At 64.3% G+C, this 16170-nt stretch carries 16 protein-coding genes; 8 read left to right on the top strand and 8 right to left on the bottom strand.

What is annotated here, in order from left to right:
* The first annotated feature begins 148 nt into the window (after positions 1-148).
* Complete coding sequence (locus ACQKPE_RS10785) at positions 149-1729, top strand: aldehyde dehydrogenase (NADP(+)) (RefSeq protein WP_427665643.1); 1581 nt, start codon at positions 149-151, stop codon at positions 1727-1729.
* Positions 1730-1771: 42 nt separating this feature from the next.
* On the opposite strand, the gene ACQKPE_RS10790 is transcribed toward ACQKPE_RS10785, so the two are convergent.
* The 4 genes from ACQKPE_RS10790 to ACQKPE_RS10805 form a co-directional block, all read right to left on the bottom strand.
* Positions 1772-3826, bottom strand: coding sequence for a pyridoxamine 5'-phosphate oxidase family protein (locus ACQKPE_RS10790; protein WP_427665645.1), 2055 nt, complete (start codon positions 3824-3826; stop codon positions 1772-1774).
* A gap of 143 nt (positions 3827-3969) precedes the next feature.
* Entirely contained in the window at positions 3970-4719 is a 750-nt protein-coding gene (locus ACQKPE_RS10795) for a FadR/GntR family transcriptional regulator (protein ID WP_427665647.1), read from the bottom strand.
* 82 nt (positions 4720-4801) lie between these two features.
* Positions 4802-6103, bottom strand: coding sequence for a cation:dicarboxylate symporter family transporter (locus ACQKPE_RS10800; RefSeq protein ID WP_427665649.1), 1302 nt, complete (start codon positions 6101-6103; stop codon positions 4802-4804).
* A 68-nt stretch (positions 6104-6171) separates the two neighbouring features.
* Positions 6172-7527, bottom strand: coding sequence for a class-II fumarase/aspartase family protein (locus ACQKPE_RS10805; RefSeq protein WP_427665651.1), 1356 nt, complete (start codon positions 7525-7527; stop codon positions 6172-6174).
* Positions 7528-7644: 117 nt separating this feature from the next.
* On the opposite strand from ACQKPE_RS10805, the gene ACQKPE_RS10810 reads away from it, so the two are divergent.
* The 3 genes from ACQKPE_RS10810 (at position 7645) to ACQKPE_RS10820 (ending at position 9947) form a co-directional block, all read left to right on the top strand.
* On the top strand, positions 7645-8382 hold the full coding sequence (locus ACQKPE_RS10810; RefSeq protein ID WP_427665652.1) for a GntR family transcriptional regulator: 738 nt from the start codon (positions 7645-7647) through the stop codon (positions 8380-8382).
* Between the two features lie 80 nt (positions 8383-8462).
* Positions 8463-8792 (top strand): hypothetical protein, encoded by a 330-nt coding sequence (locus tag ACQKPE_RS10815; protein ID WP_427665654.1) that lies wholly within the window; start codon positions 8463-8465, stop codon positions 8790-8792.
* A gap of 264 nt (positions 8793-9056) precedes the next feature.
* Positions 9057-9947: a DMT family transporter gene (locus tag ACQKPE_RS10820; RefSeq protein ID WP_427665655.1), complete on the top strand. Its 891-nt coding sequence runs from the start codon at positions 9057-9059 to the stop codon at positions 9945-9947.
* Positions 9948-9983: 36 nt separating this feature from the next.
* Here ACQKPE_RS10820 and ACQKPE_RS10825 read toward each other — a convergent pair whose 3' ends face one another.
* Positions 9984-11198 carry a YeeE/YedE family protein gene (locus tag ACQKPE_RS10825; protein WP_427665657.1) on the bottom strand — a complete coding sequence of 405 codons (1215 nt, stop codon included), beginning with the start codon at positions 11196-11198 and terminating at the stop codon, positions 9984-9986.
* Positions 11199-11256: 58 nt separating this feature from the next.
* Positions 11257-12009, bottom strand: coding sequence for a methyltransferase domain-containing protein (locus ACQKPE_RS10830; RefSeq protein WP_427665659.1), 753 nt, complete (start codon positions 12007-12009; stop codon positions 11257-11259).
* A 96-nt stretch (positions 12010-12105) separates the two neighbouring features.
* Here ACQKPE_RS10830 and ACQKPE_RS10835 point away from each other — a divergent pair, with 96 nt between their 5' ends.
* The gene (locus ACQKPE_RS10835) at positions 12106-12777 is read left to right on the top strand and encodes a class I SAM-dependent methyltransferase (RefSeq protein ID WP_427665661.1); all 672 of its coding nucleotides are present in this window, start codon (positions 12106-12108) and stop codon (positions 12775-12777) included.
* A gap of 158 nt (positions 12778-12935) precedes the next feature.
* A complete protein-coding gene (locus ACQKPE_RS10840; protein WP_427665662.1) occupies positions 12936-13772 on the top strand; it encodes a bifunctional allantoicase/(S)-ureidoglycine aminohydrolase in 837 nt (278 codons plus the stop codon).
* Positions 13773-13842: 70 nt separating this feature from the next.
* Here the strand turns inward: ACQKPE_RS10840 and ACQKPE_RS10845 are convergent, their stop codons facing one another.
* Entirely contained in the window at positions 13843-14319 is a 477-nt protein-coding gene (locus ACQKPE_RS10845) for a hypothetical protein (RefSeq protein ID WP_427665663.1), read from the bottom strand.
* A 256-nt stretch (positions 14320-14575) separates the two neighbouring features.
* On the opposite strand from ACQKPE_RS10845, the gene ACQKPE_RS10850 reads away from it, so the two are divergent.
* On the top strand, positions 14576-15181 hold the full coding sequence (locus tag ACQKPE_RS10850; protein WP_427665665.1) for an START domain-containing protein: 606 nt from the start codon (positions 14576-14578) through the stop codon (positions 15179-15181).
* A 216-nt stretch (positions 15182-15397) separates the two neighbouring features.
* Positions 15398-15685 carry a hypothetical protein gene (locus ACQKPE_RS10855; protein WP_427665667.1) on the top strand — a complete coding sequence of 96 codons (288 nt, stop codon included), beginning with the start codon at positions 15398-15400 and terminating at the stop codon, positions 15683-15685.
* Between the two features lie 70 nt (positions 15686-15755).
* Here the strand turns inward: ACQKPE_RS10855 and ACQKPE_RS10860 are convergent, their stop codons facing one another.
* On the bottom strand, positions 15756-16019 hold the full coding sequence (locus tag ACQKPE_RS10860; protein WP_427665669.1) for a DUF1652 domain-containing protein: 264 nt from the start codon (positions 16017-16019) through the stop codon (positions 15756-15758).
* Positions 16020-16170 lie beyond the last annotated feature (151 nt).

Consider the following 16170-nt stretch of genomic DNA (forward strand, 5'->3'; position numbering starts at 1 on the left):
CTGCAACGCCTCGGCGCGCTGCTGGATGGGAGCGTGGAGGCTATGCAAACGCCGCTCGCCCAGATAGAGCTGGACGCCAACCGCGAGCTCGGATTTCACCAGCCCATCGATAGCATTCAGTCCTCCACTTCCATTACAGGAGCAACCCATGCCTGAGATCCTCGGCCACAACTTCATCGCCGGCCTTCGCAGCGCCGCTGGCGATCAACGCCTGCAAAGCCTGGACGCCACCACCGGCGAGGCCCTGCCCTACAGCTTCATCCAGGCCACCGAGACCGAAGTCGACCAGGCCGCCCAGGCCGCTGCCGCCGCCTTCGCCGAATACCGCCAGTTGCCGCCTGCCCGTCGCGCCGAGTTCCTCGACGCCATCGCCGCCGAACTGGACGAGCTCGATGACAGCTTCGTCGCCATCGTCTGCCGTGAAACCGCCCTGCCTGCCGCACGCATCCAGGGCGAGCGCGGCCGCACCAGCGGCCAGATGCGCCTGTTCGCCCAGGTGCTGCGCCGTGGCGATTTCCTTGGTGCGCGCATCGACCTGGCCCTGCCAGAGCGCCAGCCACTGCCACGCGTCGACCTGCGCCAGATGCGCATCGGCGTTGGCCCGGTCGCCGTATTCGGCGCCAGCAACTTCCCCCTGGCCTTCTCCACCGCCGGTGGCGACACCGCCGCCGCCCTGGCTGCCGGTTGCCCAGTGGTGTTCAAGGCACACAGCGGCCACATGGCCACTGCCGACCTGGTCGGCTGCGCGATCATCCGCGCTGCCGAGCGCACCGGCATGCCCAAAGGCGTGTTCAACATGGTGTTCGGCGGTGGCGTGGGCGAGTGGCTGGTCAAGCACCCGGCCATCCAGGCCGTGGGCTTCACCGGCTCGCTGCGTGGCGGCGATGCCCTGTGCCGCATGGCGGCCGAGCGCCCGCAACCGATCCCGGTGTTCGCCGAGATGTCCAGTATCAACCCGGTGATCGTCCTGCCGGGCGCGCTGGCCAAGCGTGGCGATGCCATCGCCCGTGAACTGGCAGGTTCCGTGTGCCTCGGCGCCGGCCAGTTCTGCACCAACCCAGGCCTGGTGATCGGCCTGCAATCGCCGCAGTTCAGCCAACTGCTCGCCGACCTCGGCCAGCAACTGGACGCCCAGCCCGGCCAGACCCTGCTCAACGCCGGCGGCCTGCGCAGCTACGTTGGTGGACTGGAGCACCTGCACGCCCACGCCGGCATCGAGCACCTGGCCGGCCAAACCCAGGAAGGCAGCCAGGCCCGCGCCCAGCTGTTCAAGGCCGATGCCCGCCTGCTGGTAGACGCCGACCCACTGCTGCAAGAAGAAGTCTTCGGCCCGACCACCGTCGCCGTAGAAGCACAGGACAGTGCTCAACTGCGCGCCGCCCTGCTCGGCCTGCGTGGCCAGCTGACCGCGACGCTGATCGGTGAAACAGAGGACTTCGAAGCCTTCGCCTGGCTGGTGCCGCTGCTGGAGGAGAAAGTCGGCCGCATCCTGGTCAACGGCTACCCGACTGGCGTGGAAGTGTGCGATGCCATGGTTCACGGCGGCCCGTACCCGGCCACCTCCGATGGCCGTGGTACCTCGGTCGGCACCCTGGCCATCGACCGCTTCCTGCGCCCGGTGTGCTACCAGAACTACCCGCAGGCACTGCTGCCTGAGGCGCTGCGTGACAGCAACCCGCTGAAACTGCGCCGCCTGGTCAATGGCCAGTGGAGTGACGCGGCGCTCTGATCGCCTGCCTTGCGGGTGGCCGGCAACGGCCACCCGCATCACTTACAAGTCCAGGTGCAATACCTCGACCCCTGCGGCTGGCACTGCGCAGCAAATCAGCGCTTCCCCTTCTGCCACTTCGAATTCCGGTGCCTCGGCGTAGGTCACCGCGCCCTTGAGCACGCGCGTGCGGCAACTCCCGCAAGAACCCCCGCGGCAACCGAACGATGGCTCCAGGCCGCGCTGTTCGGCAAGCTCCAGCAACGAGCCTTCGCCAGGGTTCCAGCGCGCCTCCTTGGCCGACTCCATGAACAGTACCGGTACCGACTCTGCCGCCACCGGCGCCAGTTCCACCACCGCTGCCGCCTGGCTCTTGCGCCGCTTGAGGCTCGAAGGGCCGAATGCCTCGGCATGGATACGTGAATCATCGATGTTCAGGTGGCGCAGGCCGTCGTACATCTGCTGCATGAAGCCTTGCGGGCCGCACAGGTAGAAGTCGTAGTCGTCGAACGGCAGCAGCTTGCGCAGCAATTCGATACTCATCCGGCCTTCGAGGTCGAAGTCCACCCCGGGCTTGGCGCCCGTGGCGTCGCTGAGCAGGCGCACATGGCGCAGGGTACCGGCGGATGCGCCCACCAGTTCGGCGAACTCGTCCTGGAACGCCAACTGCGACTTATTTGAGGCGGCCTGCAACAGCCAGGTCGGGCGCCGATACTGGGTACGTCGGCCTTCGTGCACCAGGTGGCGCGCCATGGCCAGCGCCGGAGTCACGCCAACGCCGGCCGCCAGCATCACCACCGAGCGACGTACCCGCGGGTCGATGGTAAAGGCGCCGGCCGGGGCCTTGGCCTCGATCAGGTCGCCGACCTTGAGCTGCTCATGCAGATGGGTGGAGACCACGCCTTCGCGCTTCACGCTGATGCGCAGTTGGTTATCCGCCGGGCCATTGGACAGCGTGTAGGTGCGCACCAGCGCCGCCTGCTCGCCAGCAACCGGCACACGGATCGGCAGGTGCTGGCCGGCCAGGCGTACAGGCAGGCCGGCATCGTCATCGGGTTGCAGGTGGAACGAGCGGATGTGCTCGCTCTCGTCGACCACCTGCACCACCCGGTACGGGCGCCAGGCATTCTGCAACGCGGCAGCCTTGAGCCGCGCCTGCATGTCCTCCCAGCTGCCGGTCATGGTGGCGTTGGGCGAGATACCGTCGTCGATGTCCACCCAGCGCAGCGACAAGCCGCCGGGGCGGCGTATCACCCGCTGCGGGTGCAGGCGCCACATGCGCTCGGCACCGACGAAGGCCAGGGTATCGGGGTCATCCATCAGCACCTCGGTGCTGCCGGTGATCTGTAGCATGTCGCCGCTGCGCATATCGACGAACACCAGGCCAGCACGCGGGTTGACCACCATGTTGCCCAGGGTGTTGAAAAACAGGTTGCCGTTGAAGTCCGGCACGGTCAGGGTGCCGTCCTCGCCGATGTGCACGAAGCCTGGCTTGCCGCCGCGGTGCGAGACATCCACCTGGCGCACGCCATCGCGCTCTACATAGGAGGCCACATAGAAGGAGTCGCAAGCCTGGATCATCGCGCGGTCATCCGCCTCGAGCGTGGATGACTCGCTTACCGGGCCCGCAGGGGTGTCGTCGAAGACATAGCGTCGCAGGTGGATGTAGCGCGGGCAGTTGCCGTAGGCCTGGGTGGGGATGATCTCGAAGCCTGTGGCGCCGGTGCGCCGCACGTTGCCGTTCAAGCGATTGCGCCGCCGGGTGTGCAGCTCGATGCCAAGCATGCCGACGCCATCGCCATCTTCCAGGCCAGCGTCGGCCGGGTCGGCGGGCTCGCGGGGCAAGTCGACGACCAACTGACGGGGCTCGGGGGAATGCATGAAACCCGGCTGGCCAGCGCGCAAGGTGGCCCAGGCATCGCCGTTGGGGTCGACGCTGCCCAGTACCACGAAGGGCAACTGCGCGTAGAACTCACGATGCTGGTCGGGCATGAAGTCCCGGGCCATCTGGGTCTTGCCGATGCCTTCCATGCGCTCGACCGCGCCAACGAAGCCTTGCAGGCGCAACTCGCCTTCATGCCAGGCCGAAGGGGTGTCATTGACCGGGGGCTTGTTCATGGCGGCACCTGCGCAAGTGTGTGGAGGGTGAAGCTATCCTCACTCGTTCAGGGCGCGCAGGGAATCAGTACGACACACAATTGATTATTTCGAGGGTCGAAACAATTGATAAAGGGACTGCTTTACAGCCCCTTTCAGGAGAGTCAGGCAGTCTGCGCTTCGGCTGCCTCATGGGCCTGGCGCAGACGCTCACGGCTATTGGCTAGGTGCATGCGCATGGCCATCTTCGCGCCCTCGCCATCGCGTCGCGCAATGGCCTCGAAGATCGCTTCGTGCTCATGGCTCAGGCGGCTCATGTAGTGCGCCTGGTCGTCATGGGCAATGCGCGCCGAATTGAGCCGGGTGCGCGGAATGATGCTGGTACCCAGGTGGTTGATGATGTCGGCGAAATAATGGTTGCCGCTGGCCTGGGCGATGCGCAGGTGGAACAGGAAGTCTGCCGAGACCGCGTCGGAAGCATGGGCGGCGCCTTCGTTGAGCTCGTCGAGCGCCGCACGCATGCCAGCCAGTTCCTCGTCGCTACGGCGCAGCGCAGCCAAGCCCGCCGATTCCACCTCCAGAGCGATACGCAGCTCCAGCACCGACATCACCTCGCGCAGGGTGACGACGGTGGCCGGGTCGATGCGAAAACCGCCTGTGGTCGACACATCTAGCACGAAGGTGCCGATGCCGTGGCGGGTCTCCACTTGCCCGGCCGCCTGCAACCGCGAGATGGCCTCGCGCACCACCGTGCGGCTGACGCCCTCCTCGGCCATGATCTGCGACTCGGTGGGCAGCTTGTCGCCGCGCTTGAGCTGGCCGCTGCGGATGCGCTCGGTCAACACCGTGACCAGCTCCTGAGCCAGACTGCGCGGCTTGCGTCGGGTCCTTGCCTGTACCTGCTGCTCTGTCATGCCTTTAGGTTTCGCTGGGTAAGAGAAACGACATCATAGCGCAAGCAGTTGTACGATCACATACATAAGCCAGGGATTTCGTTTACAAAGCTGCCTCTGGCGCACGTCCGAGCACGCGCTGGTATTCCTGGCGGGCCGCCTGCTCGGCGAACTCCCCAGACCATTTGGCCACTACCACTGTCGCCACGCTGTTGCCGATGGTGTTGCAGGTGGCGATGGCCATCGACATGAAGCGGTACACCCCGAACAGCAACGCCAAGCCTTCCACCGGCAGCACGCCGATGGCGGTAACGGTGGCGGCGAACACCACGAAACTGCCACCCGACACCGCTGCCGCGCCCTTGGACGTCACCAGCATGATCGCCAGGATGCCCAGTTGCTGCTCCCAGCCCAGCGGTACGCCATAGGCGTTGGCGATGAACAGCACGCACAGCGACATGTAGATGGACGTGCCATCGAGGTTGAAGGCATAGCCGGTAGGCAGCACCAGGCCAACGCTCTGCTTCGAGCAACCGAACCGCTCCAGTTTCTGCAACAGGCGCGGCAAGGCGCTCTCCGAAGAGGCGGTGCCCAGCACGATGAAGATCTCGTCCTTGATGTACACCAGGAAACGCCACAGGCTGAAGCCAGACAACCGGCACACGATGGCCAACACCACGAAGATGAAGAACGCCACCGACACGTAGAACATCAGCACCAGGTTGGCCAGCGACATCAGCACCGCCGTGCCGTTGCTGCCCACCGCGTAGGCCACCGAACCGAAGGCGCCCAGCGGGGCGAACTTCATGATCAGGTTGATGAACTCGAAGAAGCACTCGGAGACGCGGTTCAGGCCATCTTCGACCACTTCACGACGCTCCTGTTTGAGCACCAGCAAGGCGAAACCGAACAGCACGGCGATCACCAGCACCTGGAGCAATTGCCCACCCGCGAACGCGCCAACGAAGTTGTCGGGGAAAATGCCGTAGATGAAGTCCATGGTCGAGGTCGGTGCATGGCCCTTGGCAACCGCGGCGCTAGCCGCCGCCGAGGCTGCGCTGCTGGCATGGGCGCCGTGCATCCCGGACCCGATGCCGATCAGGTTGCCCCACAGCAGGCCGATGGCCAGGGCCAGCGTCGAGAGAATCTCGAAATACACCAGCGCACGCCAGCCGACCTTGCCGACCCGCTTGATATCGCCGGCCGAGGCAATGCCATGCACCACGGTGAAGAACACCAGCGGCGCCACGGCGGTCTTGATCAGTTTGAGGAAGATATCCCCGAGCATCTTGAACTTGGCAGCGAGCTCCGGGGCGATGAAGCCGAAGGCGATGCCCAGCAGCATCGCCGCGACGACCTGGAAGGTCAGGTCCTTGTACAACGGTTTCTTGGTAGGGGTAGACATGGCTGCGTTCTCATTATTTTTGTAGAAACTTCAGCCGGGGCCCGGGCACTGCCGGGCCCCGGAGCCTATCAGCGGGCGACCGAGCCCGGGCGAGCCAGTGCCAGGTCGACCATCTGCGGCGCAAGGCCCAGGTAGTTGGCCGGGTCGCACAGGCGCTGCAAGGTGACCGGTTCCAGGCGCGCGGTGGCCTCGCCCTGCGCTTGAAGCGCCTCGAGCAGGCTGATGTTCTGGTCGTTGGCCATGCGGCAGGCGGCGTACACCACGTCGTGGGCGACCTGGCGGCCAAGTGCTGGGGCCAGCCCCATCATCACCGCCTCGGCGACGATCAGGCCTTGGGTCATATCCAGGTTCTGGCGCATGCGCTCGGTACGCACTTCGAGGCCGGCAAGCATGAAACGCGCCTGGCCCAAGGAGGCTGCGGTGAGGGCGAAAGCCTCCGGGATGGCGATCCACTCGGCCTGCCACGGGCCGGTGGAGCGCTCGAAGTCCTGGATCATCGCATCGAGCATCAGCCCGGCCTGCTGGCGTACACCCTTGGCAGCGGCATACATCAATTCACACGAGATCGGGTTGCGCTTCTGCGGCATGGTGCTGCTGGCGCCACGACCCTTGACGAAGGGTTCGTACACCTCGCCCAGCTCGCTGGTCATCATCATCATCACATCCAGCGCCACCTTGCCCAGCGACGCGGTCACCAGGCCGAGGAAGTTCAGGGTCTCGGCCAGGCCATCGCGGGCCACGTGCCAGGTCGCCTGCGGCACGCCCAGGCCCAGCTCGTCCATCAGCGCGGCCTGCACCTGCAGGCCCTTGTCGCCCAGCGAGGCCAAGGTACCGGCGGCACCGGCGAACTGCCCCACTTCCACCCGTGGACGCAGCTCCACCAGGCGCTCGGCATGGCGGTCGAACATGCTCAGCCACACCGCGCACTTGTAGCCGAAGGTGATCGGCAGCGCATGCTGCAGATGGGTGCGGCCCGCCATCGGCGTGTCACGGTAGCGCTGCGCAAGCTCGGCCAGCAGGCCACGTACGGCCTGCACGTCGCGCTCGACGATGGCCAGGGCGGCGCGTACCTGCAAGACCACGGCAGTGTCCATGATGTCCTGGGTGGTCGCGCCCCAGTGCACGTAGCGGCCTGCCTCGCCGCACAGCTTCGACAGTTGCTCGACCAGCGGCAGGATCGGGTAGCCGACGATCTCGGTCTCGTGCTGCATCAGCGCCAGGTCAAGGGCCTGGTAGCGGGAAAGCTCGGCGATCTGCGCCGCCGCCTCGACCGGAATCACGCCACAGCGCGCCTCGGCCTTGGCCAGCGCAACCTCCACTTCGATGTAGCGCTCGATCAAAGCCTGGTCGGAGAACACCGCGCGCATCTCGGCGGTGCCGAACATGTCGCGGAACAAGGAGGAGTCGAAAACGGTGGTGGACATGGGCAGGAATCCTGAAATGTTGTTATTGGCCGTACATATTTAATATGTCCGTACATAATTCTTGCCCTGCCGCTGATACACTGTCAACCGGTGCATTTGACGGGACTGACAGAAGGCATGAACGAAGCGCGCTACGCCGCCGTGGCGAAGGATCTGATGGAAGGCATCGCCAATGGCCGCTACCCGGTTGGCAGTCTGCTGCCCACTGAATTCGAGCTGTGCGACCTGTACGAGGTGAGCCGCCACACGGTGCGCGCGGCGATCAACCAGTTGCTCAACCAGGGCATGGTGTCGCGGCGTAAACGGGTCGGCACCCGGGTCGAGGCCAGCAGCCCTCGGGGTGGCTACTCGCACTCGTTGGCCACGGTGGCAGACCTCGCCCACCTGGCAGAAACCCAGCAGCGTGAGATCCAGCAGGTCCGGCATTTCGTCGCCGACCTCAGCGAAGCAGGCCGGCTGGGGCTGGTGCCAGGTGAGCACTATTTCTGCGTGTCGAGCATCCGGGTCGACCGCCAGCACAACACCGCGCCGCTGTGCTGGACCGACGTCTATGCCCAGCGTGACTACAGCGATGTGATCGAGTTGGCCCGCGAGCAGCCCGGGCAGTTGATCGCCAGCCTGATCGAGCAACACTTCGGCCGGGCCATCGCGGTGGTCGACCAGCAGGTGCGTGCGGTGCTGCTGTCGTCGGAGCTGGCCCGCGCATTGAGGGCCGAGGTAGGCGCGCCGGGGTTGAAGATCTTGCGCCACTATCGGGATGACACTGGGGCGTTGATGGCGGTGTCGGAAACCGTGCACCCGGACGACCGCTTCACCCTGGTGACGCAGATGCGCCGGGAAAAAGCCACGGGCTGAGACTGGCGGCAATTTGCTGGCCCCCAGGCGTTTCAAGCGAAGGCAAACTCCCTTCTTCTTCAGACGCTTAGGACAGCAACATGCGAATGTTTCTAGCCACTGTCGCCGGCTGCCTGCTGGCCGCCACCGCCTTCAGCGCACAGGCCCGCGCCCTGAGCCAGAACGAACGCCAGGTGTGCGGCTGGGGTTCGCAGATCGCCGCCGAAGCGCAGCAGGCCAAGCTTTCCGGGGTGACACTGTATGCCACGCGCAAGAAGCTGCAAGCGCGTAAGTTCCCCAAGCCATGGATGCGCATGACTGCATTCGGCATCACTGAACAGACCTACAACAGCCGCTCGCAGCTCAAGCCCGCGGCGATCAAGAAGACGTATTTCGAGCAATGTGCGCAGCATGCTGTAGCGAAGCGATAAACCAGCAAAAACAGTAACTTATGAACATAAATGAAAGTGACTTGCTAGATTTTCCATAAAAGGTAAATCCTTTCATATCAATAGCTTATAAATAAATCCTAATGTTATAAATAAGATAAAGTCGCCCTTCTGCCAGCAAGAAAAACTATCCCGCCGCCACACGAAATCTTTGTTGCTTCCCTTCCACACAGTTACCGAGACTCGGGGCACGACCTCCTGACGAACGTGCTTGCTCGCAAGCCTCCAGGCCCTACCGGTGACCCGATGCACGAAAACCATACCCCAGGCATTCGCTTGTCCGCGCAGGCTTTGTACGCACCTGTCGCGTTGAGCCTGCTGGCGTTCGCCGCCAACTCCCTGTTCTGCCGCCTGGCCCTTCGCGACGGCGCTATCGATGCGAGTTCCTTCACCGCCTTGCGCCTGGGCAGCGGCGCCTTGTTCCTCGCCTGCCTGGTCGGCTTCGGCCAACGGCGCCGACGCCTGCGTGGCAGTTGGGCCGGTGCCCTGGCACTGCTGGCCTACGCCTGGCTGTTCTCCATCGCCTACCTGCAATTGCAGGCAGGCGTTGGCGCGCTGATTCTGTTCGGTGCGGTGCAGGTGGGCATGTTCGCCTACGGCGTACTGCGCGGTGAGCCCTTGCAACGGCGGGTGGTGGCTGGGATGGCGATCGCCTTCGCCGGGCTGCTGGCACTGCTGCTGCCGGGTGCCGACGCACCACCCTTGAGTGGCGCCTTGCTGATGCTGCTGTCGGGCCTGGCCTGGGCGGCGTACTCGCTGCTCGGCAAGGGCTCCAGCGACCCACTGGCCGACACGGCTGGCAACTTCCTGCGCAGCGTGCCCCTGCTGGCAGCGCCTTTACTGTTGGCGAGCGATGCGTTGAGCATCAGCCAGGAAGGCGTGCTGTATGCCCTTGGCTCGGGAGTATTGGCCTCTGGTGCGGGCTACAGCCTGTGGTATGGCGTGGTCAGGCAGTTGAGTGCGCAACAGGCGGCGACACTGCAATTGAGCGTGCCGGTGATCGCTGCGATGGGTGCCGTGCTGTTGCTCGGGGAACCCTTGAGTTGGCGCCTGAGCCTGGCCTCGCTGGTGGTGCTTGGCGGCGTGGCGCTGGCATTGCTGCCCCACGGGCAGGCGGGGGAAAAACAAAAACCGTAGCCCTGGCGCGGTAACCCACGCCAGGACCAGGCCAACTCAGCAGCCGCTCAAGGCTGGCGCGCGACGCTCACCGGCAAAGAACAGCGGGCGCAGCCTGACGCCGATCAGGTTGCCCGCATAGGCGGCCACCAACCACAGCCAGCCGTGCACGCTGCCCGAGGCGATGCCGCTGAAGTAAGCGCCGATGTTGCAGCCGTAGGCCAGACGCGAGCCATAGCCGAGCAACAAGCCGCCAAGCACCGCAGCCACCAGCGATGGCAGTGGAATCTTCAGGCTCGGCGCGAAGCGACCGGCCAGGCCCGCTGCCAGCAACGCACCCAGCACGATACCGATGTCCATCACCGTGGTGATGTCCTGCCACAGCGGCGCGGCCAGGGCCTTGGCGTTGGCCGGCATCTGCCAGAACGCCCAGCTGCCCACGTCGACACCCAGGCCACTCAAGGTCTTGGCGCCCCACAGGGCGAAGGCCGAGGTAATGCCCCATGGGCGACCGGCCAGGGCCAGGGTGGCGTAGTTCAGCAGTGCCAGGGCGACGGCGCCCCACACCAGCGGCCAAGGGCCCCGCAGGAAACGGCGCAGGCCCTGGTACTCGCTGCTCACCGGGGCTTCGAGGGCGCCGTGGCGGCGCTTCTCCAGCAGCACCGTGGCCCAGGCGATGGCGGCGAACAACGCCAGGTTCGCCAGCAATGCCGGGGCCACGCCCCAGGTCTTGACCAGGGAGGTGGCCGGGAACGATGGCAAGGCGAACCACCAGTCGGCATGGTGGGTAGCGGTCACCGAGCCGATGATGAAGAACAGCAAGGTCACCAGCATGCGCGCGTTGCCGCCGCCGACCGTGAACAGCGTGCCAGATGCACAGCCACCGCCCAGTTGCATGCCGATACCGAAGATGAAAGCACCGAACACCACCGACACACCTGCCGGCGCCACCAGCCCGGTGACCGGCGTGCCGAACAGGCTACCGGCGGACAATGCCGGGAAGAACAACAGCACCGCCAACGCCAGCATGACCATCTGCGCGCGCACCCCGGCACCACGGCGCTCGGTGATGAACACCCGCCAGGCCGAGGTGAAGCCGAACGCGGCGTGATACAGCGTCAGGCCCAGGGCAGCGCCGACGAGCAGCAGCAGTACCTGCTTGAAACCGGCATTGAGGTTGAGAAAGAACGCCCCGGCCAGCAACAGGCCCAGCGCGATCAAGGGTGCGCCGAGACGGCGCGGTTCAGGTGTGGCGGTAGCGGAAAGACCCATCGTTTTACTCGGATAACAGTCGAACAGGCCGCGAGTATAACGCCATAGCTCGGCGCCATCACGGTTTGTACGCCATCACGCCGAAGGCCAGATCGCCAATGTAGATACCCTGGGATTGCAGGCGCTCGGCGTCCAGCCGCGCCTGTAAGGTTTCGATGCCCACCTCGCGCGCCGTGGCCACGCCCAGGTCGACGATACGTGGCAGGCAGGCCTGGATGATCTGGCCCAGGCCATAGGCGTTGTCTGGCGTCTGTACCAGGCATTCGGCGCGCAGGTCGTCTACCTGCAACCCAGCCTGGGTAAAGATACGGTGCAGGTTGAAGCCGATGTGCAGGTCTGCCCCTTCCCGTTCGAGCATACGGTGCAGCCATTTCTGCGCCTTGCGGTGCAGCGGGAAGGCATCGAGGCTTGCAGGCGCCAGGGTGCTGTCGTGCTCCTGGAACGCCATCACCCCGCCAGGCAGCAGCAGCCGCGCGAGCCCACGCACAGCCTTGACTGCATCAGGCAGGTACATCAGCACCCGGCGGCCGACGATGGCATCGAACAATCCGAGGGACGCCGGCAAGGCGTGCAGGTCGCAAGCCTCGAAGGTCGGCATGGCCGCGCCCTTGGCCGGTAGGCGCTGGCCCGCGTGCTCCAGCACCGCTGCCGACTGGTCGATCCCCACCAAAGCACCGTCGCAACCGACCAGCTCGGCCAGCAGGAAGCTGACATCGCCGCCGCCACAGCCCACATCGAGCACGCGCATGCCCGGGCCGATGCCGGCATCGACCAGCAGGCGGGAGGTGAACGTGGTATGCGAAGGTGCCATGCCGTGCTCCTCATTGCGAAGGCGCCAGTGTGCCGCGCTGACGCAAGCCTGGGCAAATGCTCTACGCTGAACTCATTCCCGCGCCAGGGCCCAACCATGCACAACCCCAGCGAGCGCCTGCTGCAAAGCTGGCACTGCAACGCCGAGGCCTGGATCGAGGCGATCCGCAGCGGCAGTATCGAATCGCGCCTGCAAGTCACCGACCGCGCCATCCTGCTGGCCATTCTCGGCCAGCAGCCCCAGCGCGTGCTCGACCTGGGCTGCGGCGAAGGTTGGCTGCTGCGCGCACTGGCCGACCGCGGCATCGACGCGGTCGGGGTCGATGGTGATCCGACCCTGGTCGCGTCGGCGCGCGCCGCAGGCTCGCCCCATGTGCACCTGGCCACCTACGCGCAATTGTCTGAGTCCAAGGTCGATATCGGCACGGGCTATGACCTGGCCTGCGCCAACTTCGCCCTGCTGCACCAGGACATCATTCCCCTACTGGTGGCTATCGAGGCGCTGCTTGTTGCCGATGGCATGCTGTTGATCCAGACCCTGCACCCCTGGAGTGTGTCCGCAGGCGACTACCAGGATGGCTGGCGCGAGGAGTCGTTCGCCGGGTTCGACGGCCACTGGAAACCGATGCCCTGGTATTTCCGCACCTTGTCCAGCTGGCTCGCGGCCCTCGACATGGCAGGCTTCGATCTGAACAGCGCGCAGGAACCCCAGCACCCACAGCAGCCGACGCCGCAGTCGCTGCTGTTGCTGGCCCGCCGCCGTCGCTGAAAGACGTCAGACTCGCATTCATCCAGCAAATACCTGGCATTCCAACATTTAATTTGTGGATGGGAGCGGCGAGCCCCTATGCTGTTCCTGCATCCCCTGCGCCGCACCGGCCGGTGTGGCTTCCGGCACGGGGAGAGAACAACAAGTCGAGACTGTCCATGTCGAAATCCTCTTACTTCGCCCCCCACGGTGGGCACCCGGCTCAAACCGAGCTGCTGACTGACCGTGCCATGTTCACCGAAGCCTATGCCGTGATTCCCAAGGGCGTGATGCGTGACATCGTCACCAGCCACCTACCGTTCTGGGACAAGATGCGCATGTGGGTCATCGCCCGCCCGCTCAGCGGCTTCGCCGAAACCTTCTCGCAGTACATCGTCGAAGTGGCCCCCGAGGGCGGCAGCGAGCGTCCCGAGCTGGACGCCAACGCGGAAGCGGTGCTGTTCATCGTCGAAGGCGAGCTGGACATCACCCTGGAAGGCAAAGCCCATACCTTGAAACCTGGCGGCTACGCGTTCATCGCTCCGGGCGCCGAGTGGAGCTTGCGCAACCACAGCCAGGCCAACGTCACCTTCCACTGGCTGCGCAAGCACTACCAGAAGGTCGAAGGCCTGGACGTGCCACCGTCCTTCGTCACCCACCGCGACAACGCCACGGTCATCGAGATGCCGGGCACCGAGGGCCGCTGGGTGACCACACGCTTCGTCGACATGGCCGACATGCGCCACGACATGCACGTGAACATCGTGACCTTCCTGCCGGGCGGGGTGATTCCGTTCGCCGAGACCCACGTGATGGAGCACGGCCTGTACGTACTCGAAGGCAAGGCGGTGTATCGCCTGAACCAGGACTGGGTCGAAGTCGAAGCCGGCGACTTCATGTGGCTGCGCGCCTTCTGCCCGCAAGCCTGCTACGCCGGCGGCCCAGGCCCGTTCAGCTACCTGTTGTACAAGGACGTCAACCGCCACGTGCACCTGACGCTGAACCCGCAGCGCTAAGGTTTCAAGGTCGACAAAAAAGCCCGCTTCAACCGAAGCGGGCTTTTTTGTCGTGCATGAACAGCAAACATCAGACAGATGCAGGAATGCAGACCCTCACGTCGCCTGCGCTGATCTTGTACGTCCTTCCCGCCAAGGTGAACCCACATTCGAACGTCACGGAAAGCGCCCCGCCTTCGCGCTTGAACGTGGCACGCCCGGTTTGACTACGCGGGGAGAACTGAAAATCCATTATGCCGCTGACCGTCACGAACTTTGTAGGGTCGGCGGGAAACGGGTGAATGTCATAACTACCATCGGTGAAGCCTAGGGGAATATTGATAATCATGTACTGAACACTGGGCCCGACCCCCGCCTGGCCGATAATCTGGACCCATTCATGCTGCCGGTATTCCACGGAAGTAGCGATGAAGGGTGTGCTGATGAAATTGTCCCAGACCATTGGCAACTGGGAGCGGGACGTGAAATTGAATCGCGAGGTATTGCCATCACAGCGGCAGCTTTCAGGTGAGGCGATGTTCTGGTCCAGCATGTGCAGCTCATTCATGAGTGGTCGTCCTTGGATAAAAACTGGAAGCTGGTGGCAGGCTTGCCCTGCCACTGCAAGGAACAACCTAGCCATTTCACAGGCGCCAATTCATCGGGCATTTATTCCTTATGGTGTAGGTATCGTCTGATGCTTCACTCGAGAACAAAACCGAGGCCGGAAATAGCAAAAAATGTGTGCATCCCGCCCACTTTCCCTCGAAATATTTTTACTTTGCCGCGCATACTCAAGACCCCTGCGCCAGAGGGCCTCACCCATGCCTCGCCTGCTGCCTTCGCTACTGCTGATATTGATGTCGATCGCAAGCACCGTGCGCGCCGACGCCTGGCACCTGGAAAGCCAGGCACATGGCGTGGATGTGTACCTCAGCGACGTACCCGGCTCTGCCTACCAGCAATTTCGCGGCGTAGCGCACATCAAGGCCAGCGTACGCACGCTGGTGGATTTGCAGGAAAACCTGCGCGTCGCCTGTAAATGGCTGTATGCCTGCGAAAGCATGCGCTTGGTGGAGGTGGACGGCGACAGCACCTGGGTCTATATCACCACCGCCCTGCCCTGGCCGGCGCAACCCCGCGACATGGTGCTGCGAGTGCGCAGCGAGCGCCTGGACGATGGCACCCTGGTACGCCACCTGAGCGCCGACCCGGACAAACTGCCCAGCGCGCCTGGGTTGATCCGGGTGCGCCAGCTCGCAGGTGAATGGACCTTTCGCCCGCTGGGCGACAAAGACACCGAGGTTATCTATCAGCTCCAGGCCGACCCCGCTGGCGCGGTGCCGGGGTGGGTAGCCAACCGCTTCGTGATCGATGCACCGATGGTGACACTCAAGACCCTGAGGGCAGTGGCTGAACGGCAACCCTGAAAGGCCCCACCGCTAGGCGAATGCCAGTCAAATTGGGGCCGCTTTGCGACCAATCAAGGTAATGGTGTGTTAACTGACTGGCATTAACTGCTACGCCGTCATATTCGGCAAAGAAACTTTGAACATCCTCGCCGTTTGCCTTTCGAAAGAGTGATGCACGTTCGCACAAGGAGCCCGTTCAATGTGCAACTCCACCCTCGCCCGGCCGACGCATCCATGAAAATGCCTCGCCCTAGCCCCAGCACCGCACTGCAACTGGACTACGTACGTGACACGCTTTTCGGCCCCGTGGCCCGCAGTGTGGAATGTCATGTGCAGCTTGCAGCCCTCAGCCTGCAAGGCCGTCCAGCCCTGCGCCTGCACATCTTGCCGCCGCTGCCCGAGAAGGTCGACCGCGCCCATAGCGTGGCTTTCGTCTGGGACGGGCGCAGCTATCGCGGGGTAGTGCGCGATCACGGCAAGTGTGGTGATGGGGGACTTAACCTGCTGCTGGAGCTGCAGTAGGCAGGCATCCACGCAAAGCGCGCCCTGTTACCGCGCTAGATACCAGGGCGGCCTGCTGGGAAGAGGCTACTCAAGCAGTGGCTTTGAGCGCTGGCGGATGGGCCAGGCGCTGCTCCTGACGCAGGTGCGCCACCAACTCGGCGACATCACGGCAGCTGTTGAGGCTGGCCAACGGCACGCCAGTGACGCTCAGGCAGCCTTCCATGCTCTGGCCTTGACCCAGGCGAATATCCAGGTTGCAGCCATCCGTGCAGGACACCTCGCAACGGTCGGGCAGACAGGCCTGCTCGATCAACTGCCGCATTTCCAACAGCGAAACACCTATCAACGACATGTCACGACCCTCTCTGTACTGGATGGCCTGTTATGGGGTGTACGCGCTTTTCAGGCGGGGTGCCAATCAGCATTGCGCAGCCAGGGCGCAGGTCCATTCGCCCAAGGCTGAGGTTCGTTCGCAAGCTCCTCTAGCACCTTAGCGGAAGAAC

Origin of the sequence: Pseudomonas sp. NPDC089554, assembly GCF_050280645.1 — a bacterium.
In the GTDB taxonomy this organism is placed as follows: Bacteria; Pseudomonadota; Gammaproteobacteria; order Pseudomonadales; family Pseudomonadaceae; genus Aquipseudomonas.

Bases quoted from the DNA above. Each gene is read 5' to 3' on its own strand.
- ACQKPE_RS10785 (WP_427665643.1), top strand. From the start codon at position 149: ATGCCTGAGATCCTCGGCCACAACTTCATCGCCGGCCTTCGCAGCGCC.
- ACQKPE_RS10790 (WP_427665645.1), bottom strand. From the start codon at position 3,826: ATGAACAAGCCCCCGGTCAATGACACCCCTTCGGCCTGGCATGAAGGC.
- ACQKPE_RS10795 (WP_427665647.1), bottom strand. From the start codon at position 4,719: ATGACAGAGCAGCAGGTACAGGCAAGGACCCGACGCAAGCCGCGCAGT.
- ACQKPE_RS10800 (WP_427665649.1), bottom strand. From the start codon at position 6,103: ATGTCTACCCCTACCAAGAAACCGTTGTACAAGGACCTGACCTTCCAG.
- ACQKPE_RS10805 (WP_427665651.1), bottom strand. From the start codon at position 7,527: ATGTCCACCACCGTTTTCGACTCCTCCTTGTTCCGCGACATGTTCGGC.
- ACQKPE_RS10810 (WP_427665652.1), top strand. From the start codon at position 7,645: ATGAACGAAGCGCGCTACGCCGCCGTGGCGAAGGATCTGATGGAAGGC.
- ACQKPE_RS10815 (WP_427665654.1), top strand. From the start codon at position 8,463: ATGCGAATGTTTCTAGCCACTGTCGCCGGCTGCCTGCTGGCCGCCACC.
- ACQKPE_RS10820 (WP_427665655.1), top strand. From the start codon at position 9,057: ATGCACGAAAACCATACCCCAGGCATTCGCTTGTCCGCGCAGGCTTTG.
- ACQKPE_RS10825 (WP_427665657.1), bottom strand. From the start codon at position 11,198: ATGGGTCTTTCCGCTACCGCCACACCTGAACCGCGCCGTCTCGGCGCA.
- ACQKPE_RS10830 (WP_427665659.1), bottom strand. From the start codon at position 12,009: ATGGCACCTTCGCATACCACGTTCACCTCCCGCCTGCTGGTCGATGCC.
- ACQKPE_RS10835 (WP_427665661.1), top strand. From the start codon at position 12,106: ATGCACAACCCCAGCGAGCGCCTGCTGCAAAGCTGGCACTGCAACGCC.
- ACQKPE_RS10840 (WP_427665662.1), top strand. From the start codon at position 12,936: ATGTCGAAATCCTCTTACTTCGCCCCCCACGGTGGGCACCCGGCTCAA.
- ACQKPE_RS10845 (WP_427665663.1), bottom strand. From the start codon at position 14,319: ATGAATGAGCTGCACATGCTGGACCAGAACATCGCCTCACCTGAAAGC.
- ACQKPE_RS10850 (WP_427665665.1), top strand. From the start codon at position 14,576: ATGCCTCGCCTGCTGCCTTCGCTACTGCTGATATTGATGTCGATCGCA.
- ACQKPE_RS10855 (WP_427665667.1), top strand. From the start codon at position 15,398: ATGAAAATGCCTCGCCCTAGCCCCAGCACCGCACTGCAACTGGACTAC.
- ACQKPE_RS10860 (WP_427665669.1), bottom strand. From the start codon at position 16,019: ATGTCGTTGATAGGTGTTTCGCTGTTGGAAATGCGGCAGTTGATCGAG.